General features: G+C 50.8%; 18 protein-coding genes. 11 read left to right on the top strand and 7 right to left on the bottom strand.

Annotated features, from left to right (window positions below):
- Positions 1-118: 118 nt before the first annotated feature.
- The 7 genes from rimP to IE054_RS12385 all read left to right on the top strand — a co-directional run bounded on the left by rimP (position 119) and on the right by IE054_RS12385 (position 6874).
- Positions 119-577 carry a ribosome maturation factor RimP gene (gene rimP / locus IE054_RS12415; RefSeq protein WP_189406802.1) on the top strand — a complete coding sequence of 153 codons (459 nt, stop codon included), beginning with the start codon at positions 119-121 and terminating at the stop codon, positions 575-577.
- 45 nt (positions 578-622) lie between these two features.
- Positions 623-2116: a transcription termination factor NusA gene (nusA, locus tag IE054_RS12410; protein ID WP_189406799.1), complete on the top strand. Its 1494-nt coding sequence runs from the start codon at positions 623-625 to the stop codon at positions 2114-2116.
- Between the two features lie 24 nt (positions 2117-2140).
- Positions 2141-4759, top strand: coding sequence for a translation initiation factor IF-2 (gene infB / locus IE054_RS12405; protein ID WP_189406796.1), 2619 nt, complete (start codon positions 2141-2143; stop codon positions 4757-4759).
- A gap of 118 nt (positions 4760-4877) precedes the next feature.
- Positions 4878-5279 (top strand): 30S ribosome-binding factor RbfA, encoded by a 402-nt coding sequence (rbfA, locus tag IE054_RS12400; RefSeq protein ID WP_189406794.1) that lies wholly within the window; start codon positions 4878-4880, stop codon positions 5277-5279.
- Entirely contained in the window at positions 5280-6260 is a 981-nt protein-coding gene (gene truB, locus IE054_RS12395; protein WP_189406792.1) for a tRNA pseudouridine(55) synthase TruB, read from the top strand.
- Between the two features lie 114 nt (positions 6261-6374).
- Positions 6375-6644 carry a 30S ribosomal protein S15 gene (rpsO, locus tag IE054_RS12390; protein ID WP_189406789.1) on the top strand — a complete coding sequence of 90 codons (270 nt, stop codon included), beginning with the start codon at positions 6375-6377 and terminating at the stop codon, positions 6642-6644.
- A 92-nt stretch (positions 6645-6736) separates the two neighbouring features.
- Complete coding sequence (locus tag IE054_RS12385; RefSeq protein ID WP_189407039.1) at positions 6737-6874, top strand: hypothetical protein; 138 nt, start codon at positions 6737-6739, stop codon at positions 6872-6874.
- Positions 6875-6957: 83 nt separating this feature from the next.
- Here the strand turns inward: IE054_RS12385 and IE054_RS12380 are convergent, their stop codons facing one another.
- From IE054_RS12380 to IE054_RS12370, 3 genes are all read right to left on the bottom strand, one after another.
- Positions 6958-7413, bottom strand: a complete 456-nt coding sequence (locus IE054_RS12380; protein WP_189406787.1) for a hypothetical protein — start codon at positions 7411-7413, stop codon at positions 6958-6960.
- A 391-nt stretch (positions 7414-7804) separates the two neighbouring features.
- Positions 7805-8410: a redoxin domain-containing protein gene (locus tag IE054_RS12375; RefSeq protein WP_189406785.1), complete on the bottom strand. Its 606-nt coding sequence runs from the start codon at positions 8408-8410 to the stop codon at positions 7805-7807.
- On the bottom strand, positions 8400-10451 hold the full coding sequence (locus tag IE054_RS12370; protein ID WP_189406783.1) for a protein-disulfide reductase DsbD family protein: 2052 nt from the start codon (positions 10449-10451) through the stop codon (positions 8400-8402). The genes IE054_RS12375 and IE054_RS12370 overlap by 11 nt, the downstream gene beginning before the upstream one ends.
- 57 nt (positions 10452-10508) lie before the next feature.
- Here IE054_RS12370 and IE054_RS12365 point away from each other — a divergent pair, with 57 nt between their 5' ends.
- Positions 10509-10916 (top strand): DUF4174 domain-containing protein, encoded by a 408-nt coding sequence (locus IE054_RS12365; protein WP_189406781.1) that lies wholly within the window; start codon positions 10509-10511, stop codon positions 10914-10916.
- A 261-nt stretch (positions 10917-11177) separates the two neighbouring features.
- On the opposite strand, the gene IE054_RS12360 is transcribed toward IE054_RS12365, so the two are convergent.
- Complete coding sequence (locus IE054_RS12360; protein ID WP_189406780.1) at positions 11178-11714, bottom strand: gluconokinase; 537 nt, start codon at positions 11712-11714, stop codon at positions 11178-11180.
- 271 nt (positions 11715-11985) lie between these two features.
- On the opposite strand from IE054_RS12360, the gene IE054_RS12355 reads away from it, so the two are divergent.
- Positions 11986-13365 carry a GntP family permease gene (locus IE054_RS12355; protein ID WP_189406779.1) on the top strand — a complete coding sequence of 460 codons (1380 nt, stop codon included), beginning with the start codon at positions 11986-11988 and terminating at the stop codon, positions 13363-13365.
- 57 nt (positions 13366-13422) lie between these two features.
- Here the strand turns inward: IE054_RS12355 and IE054_RS12350 are convergent, their stop codons facing one another.
- Complete coding sequence (locus IE054_RS12350; RefSeq protein ID WP_189406778.1) at positions 13423-14229, bottom strand: coiled-coil domain-containing protein; 807 nt, start codon at positions 14227-14229, stop codon at positions 13423-13425.
- 169 nt (positions 14230-14398) lie between these two features.
- A complete protein-coding gene (locus tag IE054_RS12345) occupies positions 14399-15952 on the bottom strand; it encodes a carbon-nitrogen hydrolase family protein (RefSeq protein ID WP_189406777.1) in 1554 nt (517 codons plus the stop codon).
- A gap of 279 nt (positions 15953-16231) precedes the next feature.
- On the opposite strand from IE054_RS12345, the gene IE054_RS12340 reads away from it, so the two are divergent.
- Both IE054_RS12340 and IE054_RS12335 read left to right on the top strand, forming a co-directional pair.
- Positions 16232-16903, top strand: a complete 672-nt coding sequence (locus IE054_RS12340) for a 2OG-Fe(II) oxygenase (RefSeq protein ID WP_189406776.1) — start codon at positions 16232-16234, stop codon at positions 16901-16903.
- Positions 16904-17050: 147 nt separating this feature from the next.
- On the top strand, positions 17051-18730 hold the full coding sequence (locus IE054_RS12335; RefSeq protein WP_189406773.1) for a response regulator: 1680 nt from the start codon (positions 17051-17053) through the stop codon (positions 18728-18730).
- Here IE054_RS12335 and IE054_RS12330 read toward each other — a convergent pair.
- A complete protein-coding gene (locus tag IE054_RS12330) occupies positions 18717-20042 on the bottom strand; it encodes a DUF2252 family protein (protein ID WP_229805124.1) in 1326 nt (441 codons plus the stop codon). The two genes, IE054_RS12335 and IE054_RS12330, sit on opposite strands and share 14 nt — an antisense overlap.
- Positions 20043-20060: the final 18 nt, after the last annotated feature.

Below are 20060 nucleotides of genomic sequence, written 5' to 3'. Positions count from 1 at the left end.
TACAAAAAGCCCCGCTAGTACGGGGCTTTTTGTTGTCCTTGTGCATGGCTGTGCCACAGTCTGTATCAGGGCATTTTGTTGGGCTTTGAGGCCCTTTTTTCGTTTCTGGAGGTTTGGATTGGCAAGACTTGAAGAAAAACTGACCGAGATGCTTGAGCCGGGCGTAGAAGCGCTGGGGTTTGAGCTGGTCGGCATAGAATATGTTCGCGCGGGCAAACATTCTATATTGCGGGTGTTCATTGATCACGAAAATGGCATTTCCGTGGACGACTGCGCCGACGTCAGTCATCAGGTCAGCGCGATTCTGGACGTAGAAGATCCGATAAGCACTGAATACAACCTCGAAGTGTCCTCACCGGGCATGGACCGACCACTCTTTAAGGAAGCGCATTTCCAAAAAGCCGTGGGCGAAGAGGTACAGATACGTCTGGCGATGCCAATGGATAACCGGCGTAATTATAAAGGAACCTTGCTGGCGTGCGACGATGGCGTCGTCAGCGTAGAAGTGGATGGCCAGCAGTTCCAGTTAGCTGTGGCGAATATCGAAAAAGCTAACGTTGTTCCCACATTTGACTGATGGAACAGCAACGCTTTCAACGTTGAAAGCTTGAGTGAGGCAGAGATGAATAAAGAAATTTTGTTAGTGGCGGAAGCCGTTTCAAATGAAAAACAAGTGCCCCGTGAGAAGATTTTTGAAGCGCTGGAATACGCTATTGCCAGTGCCACCAAAAAGAAAAATGTCGGTGACATCGAAGTGCGTGTCAGCATCGACAGAACAACGGGCGATTTTGATACGTTCCGTCGCTGGCTGGTCATCCCGGATGATCAAGAGCAGGAAAACCCGTACGCTGAGCTGACATTGTCCGCAGCGCAGGTTGAAGAGCCAGAAATTGAAGCCGGTGATTATGTAGAAGAGCAGATCGAGTCGATCGCTTTTGACCGCATCACAACGCAAACGGCCAAGCAGGTTATCGTTCAGAAAGTGCGTGAAGCAGAACGTGCGCAAATGGTTGCCGAGTATGAAGACCGCGTTGGCGATCTGGTGACCGGAACAGTTAAAAAGGTTAACCGCGATAACGTTATTGTCGATTTGGGGAACAATGCTGAAGGTGTGATATATCGTGATGATATGTTACCCCGCGAGACGTTCCGTCCTGGTGACCGGGTACGCGGCCTGCTGTATGTAATTCGTCCTGAAGCGCGGGGTGCACAGCTATTTGTCAGCCGTACACATCCGGACATGTTGGTCGAACTGTTCCGCCTGGAAGTGCCGGAAATTGCTGAGGAAACACTGGAAATTAAGTCGGCGGCACGTGACCCGGGCTCACGGGCTAAAATTGCCGTGAAAACCAACGATAAACGTCTCGATCCTGTGGGTGCCTGCGTAGGCATGCGAGGCTCACGGGTACAGGCGGTATCCGGTGAACTGGGCGGTGAGCGTGTAGATATTGTGTTGTGGGATGAAAACCCGGCGCAGTTTGTAATTAACGCTATGGCACCCGCTGAAGTGGCCTCTATTGTGGTTGACGAAGACAGCCACATGATGGATGTCGCCGTTGAAGCCGATAATCTGGCGCAGGCCATTGGCCGTAATGGCCAGAACGTTCGTCTTGCCAGTCAGCTTACCGGCTGGGAACTGAACGTGATGACCATCGATGATCTGAACGCCAAGCATGAAGAAGAAACGTCTAAAGTGCTTAGCCTGTTTATGGAAGGCCTGGACATCGATCAGGAATTTGCCGAAGTGCTGGCCGACGAAGGGTTCTCAACGCTGGAAGAAGTGGCGTATGTGCCGGTGAACGAACTGCTGGCGATTGACGGCCTGGACGAAGATATGGTGGAAGAGCTGCGCACCCGCGCCCGTGACTTCCTGACCACACGCGCACTGGCGACAGAAGAGAGCCTGGAGGGCGCTGAGCCTTCAGAAGCCTTGCTCAACCTTGACGGTATGAGCAAGCACGTTGCCTACGTGCTGGCAAGCCGGGGAATTAAAGACCTGGAAGAGCTGGCAGAGCAGGGCACCGATGATATTAGTGACATTGATGAACTGGATGAAGAGAAAGCAGGCGCGCTGATCATGGCGGCCCGAAACATTGTCTGGTTTAACGAAGAATAAGGTCAACAGGGGGATATACACGTAATGGCAGAAGTATCGATTGAAAAGCTCGCCAGTGACATTGGAACGACCGTTGACCGGCTGTTGGGCCAGTTTAAAGATGCCGGTATTACCAAGCAGGCCAGTGATAACGTCAGTGAAGACGAGAAAAAACAACTGCTGGATCACTTAAGTAAGCAGCATGGCAGCACAGGCTCTGGTGAGCCAAAGCGTATGACACTGAAACGCAAGACAACCAGCACATTAAATGTCGGTAAGTCTAAGTCGGTTAAGGTTGAAGTACGTAAGAAGCGTACCTACGTTAAACGTACGGATATAGAAGAGCAGAAAGCCGCCGAGGAAGAAGCCAAGCGTCTGGAAGAAGAGGCGCAGGCTAAGCGCGAAGCCGAAGAAAAGGCGGCACAGGAAGCGAAACGTGCGGCCGAGGAAAAAGCCAGAAAAGCCGAGGAAGCCAGAAAAGCGGCTGAAGAAGAACGTGCGAAGCGTGCTGAACAGGCTAAAAAAGAAGCTGAGGCGCGAAAAGCTGATGAACCTGAACTGACCGAAGAAGAGCGGGCGGAACAGGAAAAGGCACGTCAGGAAGAGGAAAAACTGCGTAAGGCGCAGGAACAGGAAGCGCACAAGAAACTGGAAGAGGAAGCCAAAAAAGCGGCGGACGAAGCACGTAAACTGGCAGAAGAAAATGAGCGTCGCTGGAAAGAAGAAGAGGAGCGCCGCAAAAAGGCCGAGGCCGAAGAGGTCCACCTGCATTCAAATCGCTATGCGCAGGAAGCTGAAGATGAAGAAGACATGCAGGTCGAACGCTCTTCAAGACGGCGCAAGAAGTCCAAGAAAAATGCGGGAGAACATTTGAAGCAAAGCTTTAAGAAACCGGCGCAGCCAGTTGAGCGCGTCGTAAGAATTGGCGCAACCATTACGGTTGGTGAACTTGCCAGTCGTATGGCAGTAAAATCAAACGCCGTTATCAAAACCATGATGAAAATGGGTGAGATGGCGACAATCAACCAGGTTCTGGACCAGGACACCGCGGTACTCGTGGTAGAAGAAATGGGCCACAAATACGAACTGGTTAACGACAACGCGCTGGAAGACGAACTGCTGGCTGAGAACACCAGCGGTGAGAAAGCCGACCGCGCACCGGTCGTGACCATCATGGGTCACGTTGACCATGGTAAAACATCGCTACTGGATCATATTCGCCGGGCCAAAGTTGCCGACGGTGAAGCAGGTGGGATAACCCAGCATATCGGTGCCTACAAGGTGTCTACCGAAAGCGGTGAAGAAGTTACCTTCTTAGATACACCGGGACACGCGGCCTTTACCGCTATGCGGGCCCGTGGTGCTAACGCCACTGATATCGTGGTACTGGTAGTGGCTGCCGATGACGGTGTGATGCCGCAAACCAAAGAAGCGATTCAGCACAGCCGTGCTGCCGGTGTACCGCTGATTGTTGCGGTCAACAAAATGGATAAAGAGTCGGCTGATCCGGAACGCGTTAAAACTGAATTATCGCAAATGGAAGTTATCTCTGAAGAGTGGGGCGGTGAGCACCAGTTTGTGAATGTCTCGGCAAAAACCGGTATGGGCATTGATGAATTGCTGGAAGCTATCAACCTGCAAGCTGAAGTTCTTGACTTAAAAGCGATTTCTGAAGGTCCTGCGCGCGGTATCGTGATTGAGTCACGTCTGGACAAAGGCCGTGGCCCGGTTGCTTCGGTACTGGTCCAGGAAGGGCAGCTTAACAGTGGTGATATTCTGCTGTGTGGCGAAGAGTACGGCCGTGTCCGTGCCATGCGTGATGAAACCGGTAAGGAAATTAAAACCGCTGGCCCGTCAACCCCGGTCGAGGTGTTAGGCCTGTCTGGTGTGCCGGTTGCCGGTGAAGACGCTGCGGTTGTAAAAGACGAGCGTAAAGCCCGTGAAGTTGCTGCTAAGCGTCATCAGAAAAAACGTGAACTGAAACTGGCCCGTCAGCAGAAGGCGAAACTGGAGAACATGTTTGCTGACATGACTGCCGGTGACGTCAGTGAACTGAACATTGTTCTGAAAGCCGACGTTCAGGGTTCTGTGGAAGCGATTGCGGAATCACTGTCTAAGCTGTCGACCGATGAGGTGAAAATTAACATCATTGGTAGTGGTGTTGGTGGAATTACCGAAACCGACGCAACACTGGCAGCGGCATCCGGCGCTATCGTGCTGGGCTTTAACGTCCGTGCCGATGCGTCAGCGCGTCGCGTACTGGAAGCCGAAGAAGTGGATCTGCGTTATTACAGCGTTATCTACAACCTGATTGATGAAGTACGTGCCGCCATGAGTGGTATGCTTGAACCTGAATTTAAACAGGAAATCATTGGTCTGGCTGAAGTCCGTGACGTCTTTAAGTCGCCGAAGCTGGGCGCGATTGCAGGCTGTATGGTCACCGAAGGTGTCATTAAGCGCAGCAAGCCAATCCGTGTTCTGCGTGATAACGTGGTTATCTACGAAGGTGAGCTGGAATCACTGCGCCGTTACAAAGACGACGTACAGGATGTCAAGAAAGGCATGGAGTGCGGTATCGGCGTTAAGAACTATAATGACGTTAAGGTCGGCGATCAGATCGAGGTCTTTGACGTGGTTGAGGTTAAGCGTCAGCTCGAACCATAACGTTTACCAGCCGTAAAAGGCGATATAAACATTTTCAAACGGGGGCACGCGCCCCCGTTTTTGTCTGTCTGACACTGCTTCATTGTGTATACAGGAAGCAGGCAGTAAGGAGCACAATATGGCACGTGAATTCTCACGTACAGACAGAGTGGCTCAGCAAATTCACAAAGAAGTCGCGAGCATTCTGCAAAATGAATACAAACACCGGGTTGGAAGCCTTCCGCTTATTACGGTATCCGATGTCGATGTGTCACGGGATCTGGCCCATGCCAAAATCTTTGTCACCATTTACGGTGAAGATGACGATATCGGTAAACAGGAAGTCGAGAAGCTGGAAGAATATAACGGCTTTATTCGCGGACTGCTGGCTAAGCGCATTCGTATGCGCGCGGTGCCGCACCTGCACTTCTTTCAGGACGCGTCTATCTCAGAAGGTATGCGCATTTCAAACCTGGTCTCAGAAACCGTTGCCCGTGATGAAAAGCGACGAGGCGACACCGATACGGACGAGCAGGAGTAAATGGCGAGACGTCGTAAAGGCCGTGCAATTAACGGCATTGTGTTGCTGGATAAACCGTTAGGTGGTTCATCCAATCAGTTACTGCAGAAGGTGCGCTGGTTATATAAGGCGCAAAAAGCCGGGCACACCGGTGCATTGGATCCGCTGGCCAGTGGCATGTTGCCTTTATGTCTGGGTGAAGCCACCAAGTTCTCGCAGTTTTTGCTGGATGCTGACAAAAGTTATGACGTCACTGCAACGCTGGGAGTAAGAACCACTACCTCTGATGCAGACGGTGAAGTGGTGGCTGAAGAAAAGGTCGACGTGACTGATGAACAGGTTAAGCAGGCCTGTGAAAGTTATATTGGTGACAGCAAGCAAGTCCCGTCAATGTTTTCTGCCTTAAAACATCAGGGAAAACCGCTGTATTTCTATGCACGTCAGGGGATTGAGGTTGAGCGTGAAGCACGCGATATCACCATTTTTGCGCTGGAAATTACGCGTATTGCCTTGCCGGAAGTCGACATGCGTGTGCACTGCAGCAAGGGCACCTATATACGTTCACTGGTGGATGATATCGGTCAGCAACTTGGTTGTGGCGCGTTTGTGTCTAAACTGCACCGTACCCAGGTGGCTGATTATCCGGCAGACAAAATGGTGAGCATTGATAGCCTTATTGCGCTGTCGGAACAGGCAGAGGACGGTGATTTCGCTGCCCTTGACGAACTGTTACTGCCCATGGACACCGCGGTTACCCGGTTGCCACGGGTAACCATAAACGACGCGCAGCGGCAACGCTTCGACAACGGTCAAAGCGTGGAAACGCTGGATGACGACGGTAATACACTGAAATGCGGCGCCCCTTACCGGGTATACACAATTGATGCTGATTCAACCGTATTTTTGGGAGTAGGGGAAGCTGTCGAGACACCCAAAGATCAGCCGGCAGAGCGGCATGATCGCGGGCCATTTCTGAATCCAAAGCGGCGAGTCGTCTATTAAACAAGCCGCGGCCAAGTTTGTCCTTGTCAAATGCTGTGGCGTCGTTATAATACGCGCTCTTTCCAGTCGGGCTGAATTAGTGATCGGCGCGACTAATTATTTAAGGAGATTAGTATGTCACTAACGAAAGAAGAAACCGCGAACGTCATTTCTGAGTTCGGCGTAAAAGAAGGTGATTCAGGTTCACCGGAAGTACAGATTGCCCTGTTGACGTTTAACATCAACAAGCTGCAGTCTCACTTCTCTGATCACAAGAAAGATCACCACTCTCGTCGTGGTCTGCTGCGCATGGTTAGTCAGCGTCGTAAGCTGCTGGACTACCTGAAAGGCAAAAATGCTCAGCGTTATCTTGACCTTATCAAGCGTCTTGGTATCCGTCGCTAAGCAATACAGGTTTCGAAAAAAGCGCCCATCGGGCGCTTTTTTTATGCCCGTAAACAGCGTTTACACTTTTCCGATTTAATTAGGTGAGTGTTATGGAACCAATTAGTAAGCGAACTCAGCGGGATTATTCTCTCGCCTTCAAACTGGCTGTTGTTGAGCAGGTAGAAAAAGGCGAAATGACTTACAGGCAGGCGACCTCACTTAGTACTAAAATACAAAACGCCCGATGAAGTTCACCGAGCGTTTTAAGTGAAAGTAAGTGTCAACGTATTTCAGGACTAGTAAAGTGAAAAGGCACTACGTAAAAGTTACTCTACGTTTTTTTGAAAGTGAAATACCAGTTGCCACTTAACTTAATGTCATATGTAAAGTCATCAGAGGTGAAACTTTCTGCATTAACAGAGGAGATACCATTGCTGCGTGACTCTGGGTTAAATCTATATTGATAAGAATACCCAGACCCTGCAAATCCAGTACCCGCCATCTTCAACTCAATAGTGCAGCCTTGATCAACTTGCTTGACAAAAATATTCCTTGCGCCAATCTTTTCAAGACCCCCTCGCAGGCTTGGATCCTGAACGTTTTCGGGCACCTCCTTATAATACCCCTTTTTTTTCAGATACTTTTCACAAGCAATGTTTTGTAAATCATAGAAGTGATTTTCGTGCTCAATAAAATTTATGAGATAACTTTGAGTACTTTTCTGGTCAGGCCAAAGTAACAACGCAATCATTACTATTATCAATGTAACACCAACGGCTTTTTTCATGAAAATATACCTCTTATTCACTCCATCCAACTAGACTGAATCGTACCTTTGTCGTCCACTATGCACCACTCAGTTCCGCTACCACCTCCGCCGGATCCGGGCATGTAGGTTGAGCCGCTATCCCCATCATTGACACCTTCGCCTCCACCGGAACCACCAGCACCGTTTGAGACATTCGCAACATCTTCATTAGCTTCAATTGTCTGAGCATCTGAGCAAGAACATTTCGAAGAGCTTGATGAGTTGTAAACAAATACTTCGTCGTGATGGAATCCTGTAAAGACGAGCGGCGCTGAAGCTTATTACGTCAGAGAAGTCTTAGGTAAATTGCAGACTTTCGCGAAGATAGGGCAGGGACGACGAAAAGGTGCGTCTGCCCAACTCTGCGTCGTTAGCTTTTATACTTTATCGAACAGCCATAAGGTGCGGTCAGCTCAGGGTTCGGATCGCTGCCTGCTGCCAGCGCGTCCATGCCTGAGGTTACGTAATTGACGGCGTTGGGAATATCCGCCGGGTTTGCTGACTTAATGCTGTCGATGGCGCCGGCATACTGCAGAGTGCCCTTGGGATCGACAATGTACATGTGCGGCGTGGTTTTCGCTTTGTACATCCTGCCCACGTCGCCATCAGGATCAAACAACACATGGGTGGGCGCCGCCTCCCGCGAGTCGGTAAGTTCATTTGCGGTTTGAGCGCTGACATGACCCTGTTTGCCGGGCGCCGATGAGATGATGGTCAGCCACACCACATCCTCGTCGGTGTAGGTGCGCTGTAGCGCCTGCATATTGTCTGCGCCATAATGCTTTTTAACATACGGGCACTCGTGATTCGTCCATTCAAGTATCACGTGCTTACCTTCAAATTCCGACAACGAGACTGTCTCACCGTAGGAGTTTTGCAAACTGAACGCGGGGGCCGGCTCATTTACACTGCCCGCCACCGCCTGGGTGGATAAAATACCTGCCACAGCGAGTCCTGATAAGAGTTTACGATGCATGGTTTTGCTCCTGTAAAGCCTGATTAATTGCTGTTACGACAATGTCTGGGGTTAATACCTGGGGTAACACTTTTACGAAGTTGTCCGGGCCATAGACCACATACAACGGCACGCCTGCGCGTTCATACTGTTTGAGATAGGTATAAATCTCATCGTTTTTATTGGTCCAGTCGCCAACCAGGTAATGGATATTGTCGCTGGCGAGCACGTCCTGTACTTTGCGGGTACTCAGTGCGACCTGCTCATTGACCTTGCAGGTAATGCACCAGTCGGCCGTCATATTCACCAGTACGACCTGGTCTTTTGCCCGCAGTGACGCCAGGGTTTGTGCAGTGTATGGCGTGCTGCTTGCAGACTCTTTATCTACTTTTGTGGGCGGCTGTAATGACAGTACAGTGATTAGGCTGAAAATAGCCAGACAGCCGGACACACTGAGCACGGTTACCGTTAATTTGTCAGGCAGCGTTGCTTTCAGCCACAGTAAAAATGCAAAGCCGAGCAGTGCACACAAAAGCACAAACTGCGCTGATGTACCCGCCTGGCCAGCATATACCCAGCACAGCCAGGCTGCGGTGGCAAACATCGGAAAGGCCAGGGCCTGTTTAAATACGTTCATCCAGGGGCCTGGGGCGGGTAGTTTTTTACGCAGCGACGGAAAAATAAACAGCAGCATCATAGGTAAGGCGAAACCAACCGCCAGCGCATTAAAAATGAAAAGTGCAATGACCGGGGGCTGCACCAGTGCCACGCCAAGTGCCGCTGCCATAAACGGTGCCGTGCAGGGGCTCGCAACAATCACGGCCAGTACGCCGGTAAAGAAATGACTGCGATGGTTATTGCCGCTCACCAGGCTTTGCCCCATACCAGAAAGCCCCGGCCCCACCGCCACGACATCAAGCAGGCTGAGCCCGATAAAAGTAAATAAGAACGCCAGCGCGGCAATGACCAGCGGCGACTGTAAATGAAAGCCCCAGCCCAGTTGCTGCCCTGACACCTGAAGGCTTATTATGGTCACCGTAAAAGCGTTAAAGCAGACCAGAATTCCCAGTAAATAGGCCCAGTGATGACCTGGCTTAGCGTGCTGCTGCAGCGATAATGCTTTGATGCTAAGTATAGGAAGCACGCAGGGCATAATATTTAAGATCAGCCCGCCGAGCAGGGCCATACCGGCATAAATAGCCAGGTCGGAGACACCCAGCGTTTCACTGCCAGTCACGCTGTCAATTGGTGCAGCAGGCCGAGCCTTCAGGTAATAGCCTTGCGTTCCATCACTGATAAGAAACTCAAGCGTATCTTGCGCACCGGTAAAATAGTCCGACTGCTGAATGAGCGCGTGTAGCTGACCATTTTCATACAGAATTTGCTGATTACTGCTGTGACTGGCCACGTCCGATCGCAGAGGAAACAGGGTCCAGTCTTCAGAGCTTAGACCATTCACGCTTACGGCAATGTGACTGTCTGTTACTTCAAATGCTGCTGGCAGGGTGTCTGCAGCAGGCAGCGCTTCCCGCGCCTTGGTAAATAGTTGGGCGGATGCTGACGGCGCGCTGTCAGACGCAACAGGCAACGTCAGTGACAGTGTTGCCCAGCCGGGAATGCAGTTTTCCTTGCACACCAGGTAGGACAGGTCTGCGGTCAGTGTTCTCTCGCCACCTGGCTGAATTTGCTTATCAACTGTGACCGGCACCATCAGCAAGTGTGCATCGGCGTATCCGTAATTGACCAGATGAGCGACACGGATAGCCTGGGGTAATGGCCACTGGATCTCACCAAAAGACATTCCGTCAGTTTGTTGCCATGTGATTTTCGGTGCCTCGCCACTGTCTCCCGGGTTTTGCCAGTACGTATGCCAGTGAGGGTCTGGCTCGATGCGCACGCCCACGAGCTGTGTGGTTCCCGGTACCAGAGCGGAATCCTCGCTGACCAGCGATACCTGAATATGAGGCGCACTGATTGAGCTGTCTGCGCTGGTTTTTGCCAGTGCATGCCAGCACATCGACGTGCATAGCAGGGTAAAAATAACTAAGTGTCGTAGTTCCATGGTTCGAAATCTAAGCTCCGGTCAATCCAGTATGGCGTGTAAACGTATAAAGCCCCTATGAAGCGTATCGTATTTATAGGTTTATTTATCCTGTTCAGCGTGCCGGGCTTGCAGGCTCACGCGGCACTGAGTCAGTATCAGTGGCAGTACCGTGTGTTGCTGGTGCGGGCAGACACGCAGTCGCAGGCGTCTGAATTATTAACCAAGATACGACAAGCCGAGGTGCAGGTGAAGGAAAGAAAGCTGACCCTGCAGATCCTCACCCGCGACGGAGTGCTTAGCTACCCTGACAGTGCGCCCAGTCTGTCCGCACAGGCAATCAGACGCAGGCTACGTGATGCCAGCGTGCTGCTGATTGGTTTGGATGGCAGGGATAAAGCCACCTATGACGCACTACGTATAGAAGCTGTGTTTGACGATATAGATGTAATGCCTATGCGCGGGGCTGAATTAAACCGGCAGTAGTGACACGCCCTGCAAATGCCCCGTTGCCAATCCCGGATTTCCCCAGCTATTTTACGAGTAATACAAGGGATAGCGTTTTACAGTAAATAGATTAAATGACCAATAATAAGGGGGCTTTGATAGTTTCGTATGTCATAGCGCGTTGCGCCGGCGAGCCGGAAATTTGTTTAAACAGTAAACGCCACCGGGAGAAAGGCCGGTCACCGACAACATTGTTAATACTGGTTTTCTTTTTCAGTGGAGGCTTGTTGTCAGTGCAGCTCAGACAGCCGAAAAAGCCAGACGGCTTTCTAGCTGCTTCACGATGACCTTGACGGGCTCGCGTACATCTATTGCAATAACATCCTGTTCGAACGCATCTGGGCGCTCAAGGGTAGCGAACTGACTGTTCAGCATGTCGACTTTCATAAAATGATTTTCTCGGGCCCTCATTCGCTGTGCAATCACATCAAAACTCCCGTCCAGAAAAACGAAGGTAAGCGCTGCAGTATGCTGGCGAAAGGTATCCCTGTACTGTTTTTTAAGCGCTGAACAGACGACCACAATGGATTGCTGGCAAGCCAGAGACTGGCCAATGTGTTGCTGGATTCGTGCCAGCCAGGGTACCCGGTCCTGATCGGTCAGTGCCTCACCCGCCGCCATTTTTCTTATATTGTCAGCCGGGTGCAGATCATCGCCATCAATAAAGTGTGCATCAAGGCTGTCAGCCAGATGTTGTGCGACAGTACTTTTACCCGAGCCACTTACGCCCATGACAATAATACACCTCGCCTGAGCTGCTTTTTTCTCCTGTGCCATAGAACGTTGTCACTTGCCTTATCAGTAAAAAGATGTTCTTTTGAATGTTACGCATAACATTATAGTGAAGATGCGCAGAAGTCTATCATCACGCATTGAGCCATGACGCGCGTAGTCGCAAGGCAGATTGCGCGGGCAATCCGCCGCCATAGTCAGGAATGCTAACGCAACGAATGCGTACTTAAGGGCTCGTCTATCGCGACTAACGGTCAAACACCTGCTCTGCGTTGACGCATAGCCAGATACATAAACAGTTTAAAAACGACATCATATGAACACAATTGCTACGCAATCCGATCCGATAATGCTTTTGTCGACGGGCTTTGCCATGATCATGTTGCTGATGGTGCTCATCATCGCAGTCCGTATTCATGCGTTAATTGCACTTATCATCGTCAGCCTCGTTACCGCACTGCTGACAGGAATCGCACCAGCTAATGTACTGGACGTTATGCTTGAAGGGTTTGGCAGCACATTGGCCGCGGTGGCCTTACTGGTTGGCCTTGGCGGTATGCTTGGAAAAATACTGGAGGTCAGTGGCGGTGCCGATGTGCTGGCGCAGCGTATGATTGCCTTTTGTGGTTTACGACGTGCGCCACTGGCACTGGGTATAACGTCACTCTTATTTGGGTTTCCGATATTCTTTGATGCCGGACTGATTGTCATGATGCCTATCTTGCTAAGCGTCGCGCGGCGTCTGAAACAGTCAACGCTGCTGACAGTTCTGCCTGCTGCCGGCGCGTTCGCCGTTATGCACGCGTTTGTGCCGCCACATCCAGGTCCGGTTGCCGCGGCAGATTTGCTGGGTGCCGACATTGGTTTACTGTTGCTCATCGGCGGCGCGATAGCGCTGCCCACCTGGTTTATTGGCAGTTATCTGTATGGTATGTATGCCGGGAAACAGTGGTTTTTATCATTGCCTGCATGGTTTACCGACGATAAGCGTAGTGACGACGAAGACCATGCAACGCCCGCCTTTAGCACGGTGCTGGCGGTGTTGGTTTTACCCTTTGGGCTGATTTGCTTTGATACGGTAGTGAATACCCTGCAGGTAGCGGGTCTGCTTGGCAGCGAGTCGGACACCTGGGCCATGGTCAGGATAATAGGGAAAACACCTGTAGCGCTGCTACTGACATTACTGCTGGCGTTTGTTCTGCTGCGCAGCCAGTTTTCCCGTAAGGATTACGAAACACTGTGTAACGACGCACTGGGCCCTCTTTGTGCGGTGATCCTGGTAACCGGGGCCGGCGGCATGTTTGGCGGCGTATTACGCGCTGCGGGGATTGGCGATGCATTCGCTCAAATGCTGATGGATACCGGACTCCCCGTTATTGTTGCTGCGTTTGTGATGTCAGTTTGCTTACGGATAGCGCAGGGCTCGGCCACGGTAGCGCTAACGACTACGGCAGCATTAATGGCGCCGGTCGTTTCATCTGTCTCCGGACTATCGCCAGTGGACATCTGCTGTATCGTAATTGCGATTGCCGGTGGGGCGACGGTATTATCACATTTTAATGATTCGGGTTTCTGGCTGGTTTCACGGTTACTGGAAATGGATGAGAAAACCACGTTAAAAACCTGGACCGTAATGGAAACCCTGCTTGGATCTACCGCCTTTGTACTGGCACTGGCGGTAAGCCTGGTTTTCTGAACGCTACAGGACATTCAATAGAGGCACGGTGACGTTGCACGGTGCCTCTGACAGATATTACTGCCCGGTGCCCTGACCAGCGTCGGGGGCCGGACTCGAAGAATTTGCCGGCGAGGAAGAACCACTGACGACCTTGGTAGCCATTTCCCGCAATTCACGTTCCAGCTTGCTGATACGGCCGGATAGTGCATTATTGCGCTGCTCCAGCACTGAAATCTTATCATTAAGGTTTTTCACTGTCCGCGCGTTGCTTTGTTTGTCAGCCTGAGCCTGTTCCAGCTGAACATTTAGCCCAAGTAAATCATCGGCGGTAGTGGCCAACTGATTTTTAACTGATGAAAGCTGCTTGGCCTGCGCTGACACATCCTGTGATACCTCACTGATATTGCCTTTAAGGCTGTTTTGAACACTGGTTACCCGGTCACCCAGGTCGGCAATTTCTTTTTGGTTACGTCGCCAGGCCGATGCCCAGAGCTTGTCCATCTGCTCCCACAGTTCCTCTGTTTTAGCGCCCAGATCGTTAACTTTGACCTGCAGGGCGACGGTCGACTCACCAATTTCTTCACCGGTTGCGGATAACCGTCGCTCGAGCTGTGCAATACGTTTCTCGGCCTGCTGAGCACTGGCCTGCTGTTGTTGCAGCAGGGTATACAGGTAGTAGCATCCGCCGCATGCAGCAACGGCCAGCAGTGCAATGATAAACAGCCAGGCACCTTTGCCGCCTGATGACGTTTTTGTATTGTCGTCTGATGCAGGTTTGTTTTTCTTACCCGATGCCGGTTGTTTGGCTTTTTGATAAGCGCGACGATCTTCCTCATCCAGCTTAATAGTGGGAAGGTCATCAGAGTTTTGATTGTCTGCCATATTCTCTCTTATCTGTTTTGTCTGGCTTAGCGCACCAGAAGGTGGCCAGGCCTTTTGCCAGCGCCGGTCAGTGACCCGCGCACACCTTCTGATGCGATGTTACCGCTAAATGAAAGCGAATACCAACACTACCCATCGCATTCATTGCCGGTATCAGCACTTGGCGCCATTAGTCATTGCCTAACCATTCCACACGGTACAGGTCGCGTCGTCTGTCCAGATAGTTTCTTACCGACCCTTCATTCTGTAACCGGGTAAGTTTATCCAAATCCAGATCAACGATTAACGTCATCTCAGTATTTGGTGTGGTTTCTGAGACGATGGCGTCGTGTGGGAAGGCAAAGTCTGACGGTGAAAATACAGCCGTCTGACCGTACTGAATATCCACATTGTCAACCTTCGGCAGGTTACCCACACTGCCGGCAATTGCAACGTAGCATTCATTTTCGATGGCCCGGGCCTGGGCACAGCGACGCACCCGCAGGTAGCCATTCTTGGTATCTGTCCAGAACGGCACAAACAAAATTTGCATTTCCTGATCGGCCTGGATTCGGGAAAGTTCAGGAAACTCGACGTCATAACAAATGAGTACGCCAATTTTTCCGAAGTCGGTATCAAACGCTTTCAGGCTGTGTCCGCCTTTCATGATCCAGTCTTTTTTCTCATGCGGTGTTGGGTGAAGTTTATACTGGCTTTCAATGGTGCCATCCCGTTTACAGATATAGCTGACATTGTAAAGCTCATCGTCTTCTACCACTGGCATCGAACCCGCAATGATATTGATGTTGTACGACACCGCCAGGTGTGACATCGCGGTCAGGATCTCATCGGTATAAGATGCCAGATGCCAGATTGCGTCAATGGATGACTCTTCGGGGCTGAGGCCCATCAGCGGGGCATTAAAGAACTCAGGGAACAGTGCTACGTCACAGTTATAATCGGACAGCGCATCAACGAAGTATTCGGCCTGCTGAAGCAGTTCTTCCACATTGTTAAAATAACGCATTTGCCACTGTACACAGCCAATTCGGGCACTGGATTTCTTGCCGCTAATCAGAGACGGGCTGCCTGGCTCGTAATAGATGTTGTGCCATTGCAGTAACGTTGCATAGCCTTTTGAAGCCTTATCCTCCGGCAGGTAGGCATGTAAGACCTGCTTTACTTCAAAGCCGTTGGACAGCTGGAAAGTCAGTATAGGGTCATAGATATCCTTCGATTTCACCTGCTCAATGTATTCATAGGGCGTTAATTTATCGGCATAATCGCCGTAATTCGGAATGCGGCCGCCAGCCATAATTGACTTCAGATTGAGGTTGCGGCACAACTCTTTGCGTGCTTCATAGAGGCGTCTGCCTAACCGAAGCCCCCGGTAATCAGGGCAGACAATCACCTCAACACCATACAGCACGTCTCCGTTCGGATCGTGGGTGGTGAGGTAAGCGTCGCCGGTAATTTCATCGTAACTGTGCTTGTCTCCAAACTGCTCGTAGTCAACGATCACCGATATCGCAAAGGCGACCACCTTGCCTTTGTCTTCAATACAGATTTGACCGTCGGAAAACGTGGCCACCTGTGCCTTGAAATTTTTATAGGGCCAGGCGCCGCCGACATTAGCATAAACCCGATCCATCAGGCCTTTTACGTCGTCGTAATCATCAAGTCTCAGATTACGAAGCTCCAGGTGATGTTCGGTTTCTTCTACAACTGTTTGATCCTGACTCATGAAGAACACTACCTCACAATGCGTTTATTGGAATAGGGGAAGATGCGAATTAGTCTATCCTAATACGAACTAACCGGCTGATTTGTTTTAAAGAAGATCTAATTTAACGTCAGTTTATACAAACGTCACGTCGTCTCGTATGACACCCTCAGAATTCACATCTCACGCTCTGGCCGGGACATTTATGCTACTTTGGTTTAAAACGACGAATTTATATTGCGCTGTCACCCTATCATGGGTATAAAACGCCACCGAAAAGTTTACTCCAGCTTTAATTTTATGGGAACTGCTATTCAGTCAGGCGCAGGTGACGACAATGGTGCACTGACGTTTTTATTCACGCGAATTGCCGATGATCTGGTAAATAAAGGCTATGCCATCCTGCCAGATGCATTGCCTGACAGCCTTATCAACAGCCTTGAGCGATGTCAGTACAGCATGCTGGACTCGGCATTTGAACAGGCCGGCATAGGACGTAAACAGGATTTTCAGCACGACCAGCGGATCCGCCGTGATGAAATATGCTGGATTGACGGCTCAATGCCGGAAGGTCAGCAATGGCTTGGTTTTTGTGAGTCACTTAAGGACTTTCTGAATCAGCAACTGTTCATGGGATTATTTTCCGTAGAAAGCCATTTCGCCCGTTTTGAAAGCGGGGCTTTTTACAAGCGCCACTATGATGCTTTTCGTGGTCAGGATAACAGAGTGCTGTCGATGGTGACGTACCTCAATGCAGACTGGCAACTGGCAGATGGTGGCGAACTGGTTCTGTATGCTGACGATGCTGATTGCGAGGGCACAGCTGTACTACCGCGACGAGGTACGCTTGTGATTTTTTTAAGCGAGCGTTTTCCCCACGAAGTTAAACCTGCCCGCAAGACACGGGAATCGGTGGCGACCTGGTTCAGGCTGAATACTACCCGGCCGGGCAGGGTGGATCCGCCGCGCTAGTAGCATGGGCTGCCGGTCTAATGCTATTATTTCCGGTAAGTTGTCGCCATGATACGGTTATTCTGGCTGAGTAACGTTATATGACGTTACGCAACGGGTTAAGGATGTAAGCTAAAACAAGCGCAAATAAGGAAGTGGTAGTTAATAATGGTAGACAGTATTCCCGCCCCTACACCACGCGAAGACATCAATGTGCTGGTTATTGACAATCAGGCGCTCGTGCATGAAATCGTGGGAGCAGCTCTGCAGGAAATTGGAATTCGACATGTAAGCTCCGCATTAAATGCTTACCATGCGGTGAGGTTATGTGAATCGCGTACGTTTGACTTTGTGCTTATCGCTTTCAACGTCAGTCATGACCGCGATGGCTTTCATTTACTTGAAGAGTTAAAACACCTTAATCACATTACCGAGCAAACCACCGTTATTTTTTTAAGTGCGGAAACCTCTGCCGAACTGGTTAACTGTATTGTCGAGCTTCAGCCGCATGATTTCTGGGTGAAACCGCTGGATCGCAAGCGCATTGAAGATCGGCTTAACTATATGATTGAAGTGCGCCATCAGCTGCACAAGCTGGAGCATTGTGTGGCTAACCGCGATTATGCGGCTGCGATTTATCAGGCGGAGAGAAAGCTGCAGGATAAATCGCTGAGTGAGTTTCATGGCCGCTTCAAACGCATTATTGGCGATTGTCTGCTTAACCTGCGTGAATTCGAGTCTGCTCAAAAGTACTTTAGTGAATTGCTGGCGTCGATGGACCATGCCTGGGTGCATATTGGTCTGGCGCGGTCATTGCTTCGTCAGGATAAACTGGAAGAGGCAGAGTCTTTGCTTGAAGATTTGCTTCAGCGCAGCGATACCCGCTTTCTTACCTATGATTTGCTGGCGCAGTATTACATCGAAAAAGAGCAGTTTGATCTTGCCTATGAGCAGGTAAAAGAGGCCAGTAAGCTGGCCCCGCGAAACATAGAGCGTAATAAGCGTCTATGGGATCTGGCCCGTCTGAATCATGATAAACAGGGGCAGCTCAATGCCGTTCAGAACATGGCCAGATATGCCAAAAACTCTATTCATGATTCGCCGGAACTGTCGTTAAACGTGATCCGCTCGATGGTCGATATGGCCACGGCCTCCTCTGATGCCGATGTGACCAAACTGGTCAAGCGTGCCGAGTATGAAATCGAAGATCTGAAAAGCCGCAAAGGAACCGACAAGCAGCTTAGGGAACAGTTTGACATTATCCGGGCCCGGCTACTGTGTATTAAAGAAGATAAGAAAGGGGCCGAGGCCATAATGAAAGCCAAACGGCCGGTGGTCGGCGGCCTGTCAATGGAAGATAACCTTGACAAAATGAAGGCTTTCCATGAACTGGGCATGCGTGAGCATAGTATCCGCATTCTTGATGAATTGTGTAAACAGGTTGCCGGCGACACGTTCTCCTCACAGGTGGTGGACGAGTACCTGAAACAGGAGTCGATTGAGCGCACAGAGATTCAGTTCACCACCAAAGAGCTCAAGGCCATGGCGACGGCCAATTATAAAGAGAACCGTGTAGTACCTGCTTATAACAACCTGCAGCAGGCATTGACCCTGGCCCCGGATGATAAGCAAATTGCGCTCAGTCTGTTGAAAGTGCTGGTTAAATTGTCTGAAAAAGACACCTTAAGTGCCAGTCAGCTCTCCAATGCCAGTAAAGCCGCAACGACCCTGCACCATGCGAGACTGTCCGACCTGCAGGCGGAGAAGCGGGACCAGTATACGCGCATGCTGGGTGTGGAAATTGAGGCCAGCAACGACGAGGATACCCGCGCAGTTAAGCTGGTTTAGTGCTGCGCAAAGATTCAACAAACCACTGATGATCATCAATGACCTGTTGCGCATACGTGCTGGCGGTCTCAATTAATGGGCTCTGGCAATCAGGTAATAATTCGGCCACGTGCGAAGCGAAACGGGTAGAGCGTCTGTCACCACGGCAGTGGGCAAGCGCAAGTGCCTGTCCACACCAGGTCGCAAACGCGGCAAAGCCACCATCGACTGCTTTATTACCAATCCCTACATCCTCTGGATCCAGGCCGACTTTGGCGTGGTGACGGGAGCGGATTAACCAGTGTTTTTCCTGCCATTCCACTTCGTCAAGAAGCAGATCGGGCCGTCGTTGCATGCGGCGTTGGCAGCGTGCTGTAAGATGCGCAGGATTCAGCCGGTTAACCGGGTTCAGGTCTGAGAAACAGGCCAGGGGGGCTGCTTCACGCTGCTGCTTGACCTCAACAATATGACAGTGCGCAAAGCTGTCTTCATTATGCGGTTTTGCCGGACCCACCAGAAAATAATAGCGTTCAAGATTAACTGATCCCGTACCCGCCTGCTTGCGCGCGATTATATCGACCACGGCATCGTCCATGTAGGGTGAAAACGCGCCATGCAGCGCTTTATATTGTGATGCCGGCAGCGGCACAAGTTTATCCGGTATATGACGAAATGACAGGCCGTCCTCGCGCATATGTACTGCTTTAGCCAGCGCACTTTTGGTGGTGAAGTCAGACCCGCCTGCAGCCCGTCTTACCGCTTTTCTATAGTGCTTGGCCAGCTTACCCGTCGCCGGTTTGTCGAGAGCCTGGTATAGCGTGGCCGGGTCGCTGATAACGTCATTACAAACCGTGTTGTAGGCAGACAGGAAGGCCTGCATGGCTGCATCTGTCTGCGTGGTGGTAATTGCTGGTTTGGCAGGGTTAGGGCTGTCCAGCGGGTAGCGTTGTTCCTGCACCCCCTGGCAATGGTCCTGCACCAGATACAGTGACACCAAAAACCGGATTAAATCCCACTGGGCATAGCCAACACAGGCATCATCAAAATCATTAGGCGCAAAAATAATGGTATCGCCATGCGACCCTTCTTCTGTCAGAAAACCAAAGTTTGAGGCGTGACAATCGCCCATGATACTGGTTAAGGGCAGGCGGCATAAGCCATCTGGCACGGTAAGTGTGCCATCAGCCAGATCCTGATAATACAGCGGGGCGGTGCCACGAAAAAAAACGAAGGGACTGCCTGCCATCTTCAGATGCTTACTGAGTTTTACCGAAGGCGGAATACCGTCAGTACTGCTGATGACACGTTTGAGCAAGCTGGCGCGGTTTGTCATGGGCGTCGGTCTCCTGGT

The organism is Alteromonas halophila, assembly GCF_014651815.1.
GTDB classification, from domain to species: Bacteria; Pseudomonadota; Gammaproteobacteria; order Enterobacterales; family Alteromonadaceae; genus Alteromonas; species Alteromonas halophila.
This window is presented reverse-complemented; position numbering and strand designations above follow the sequence as displayed.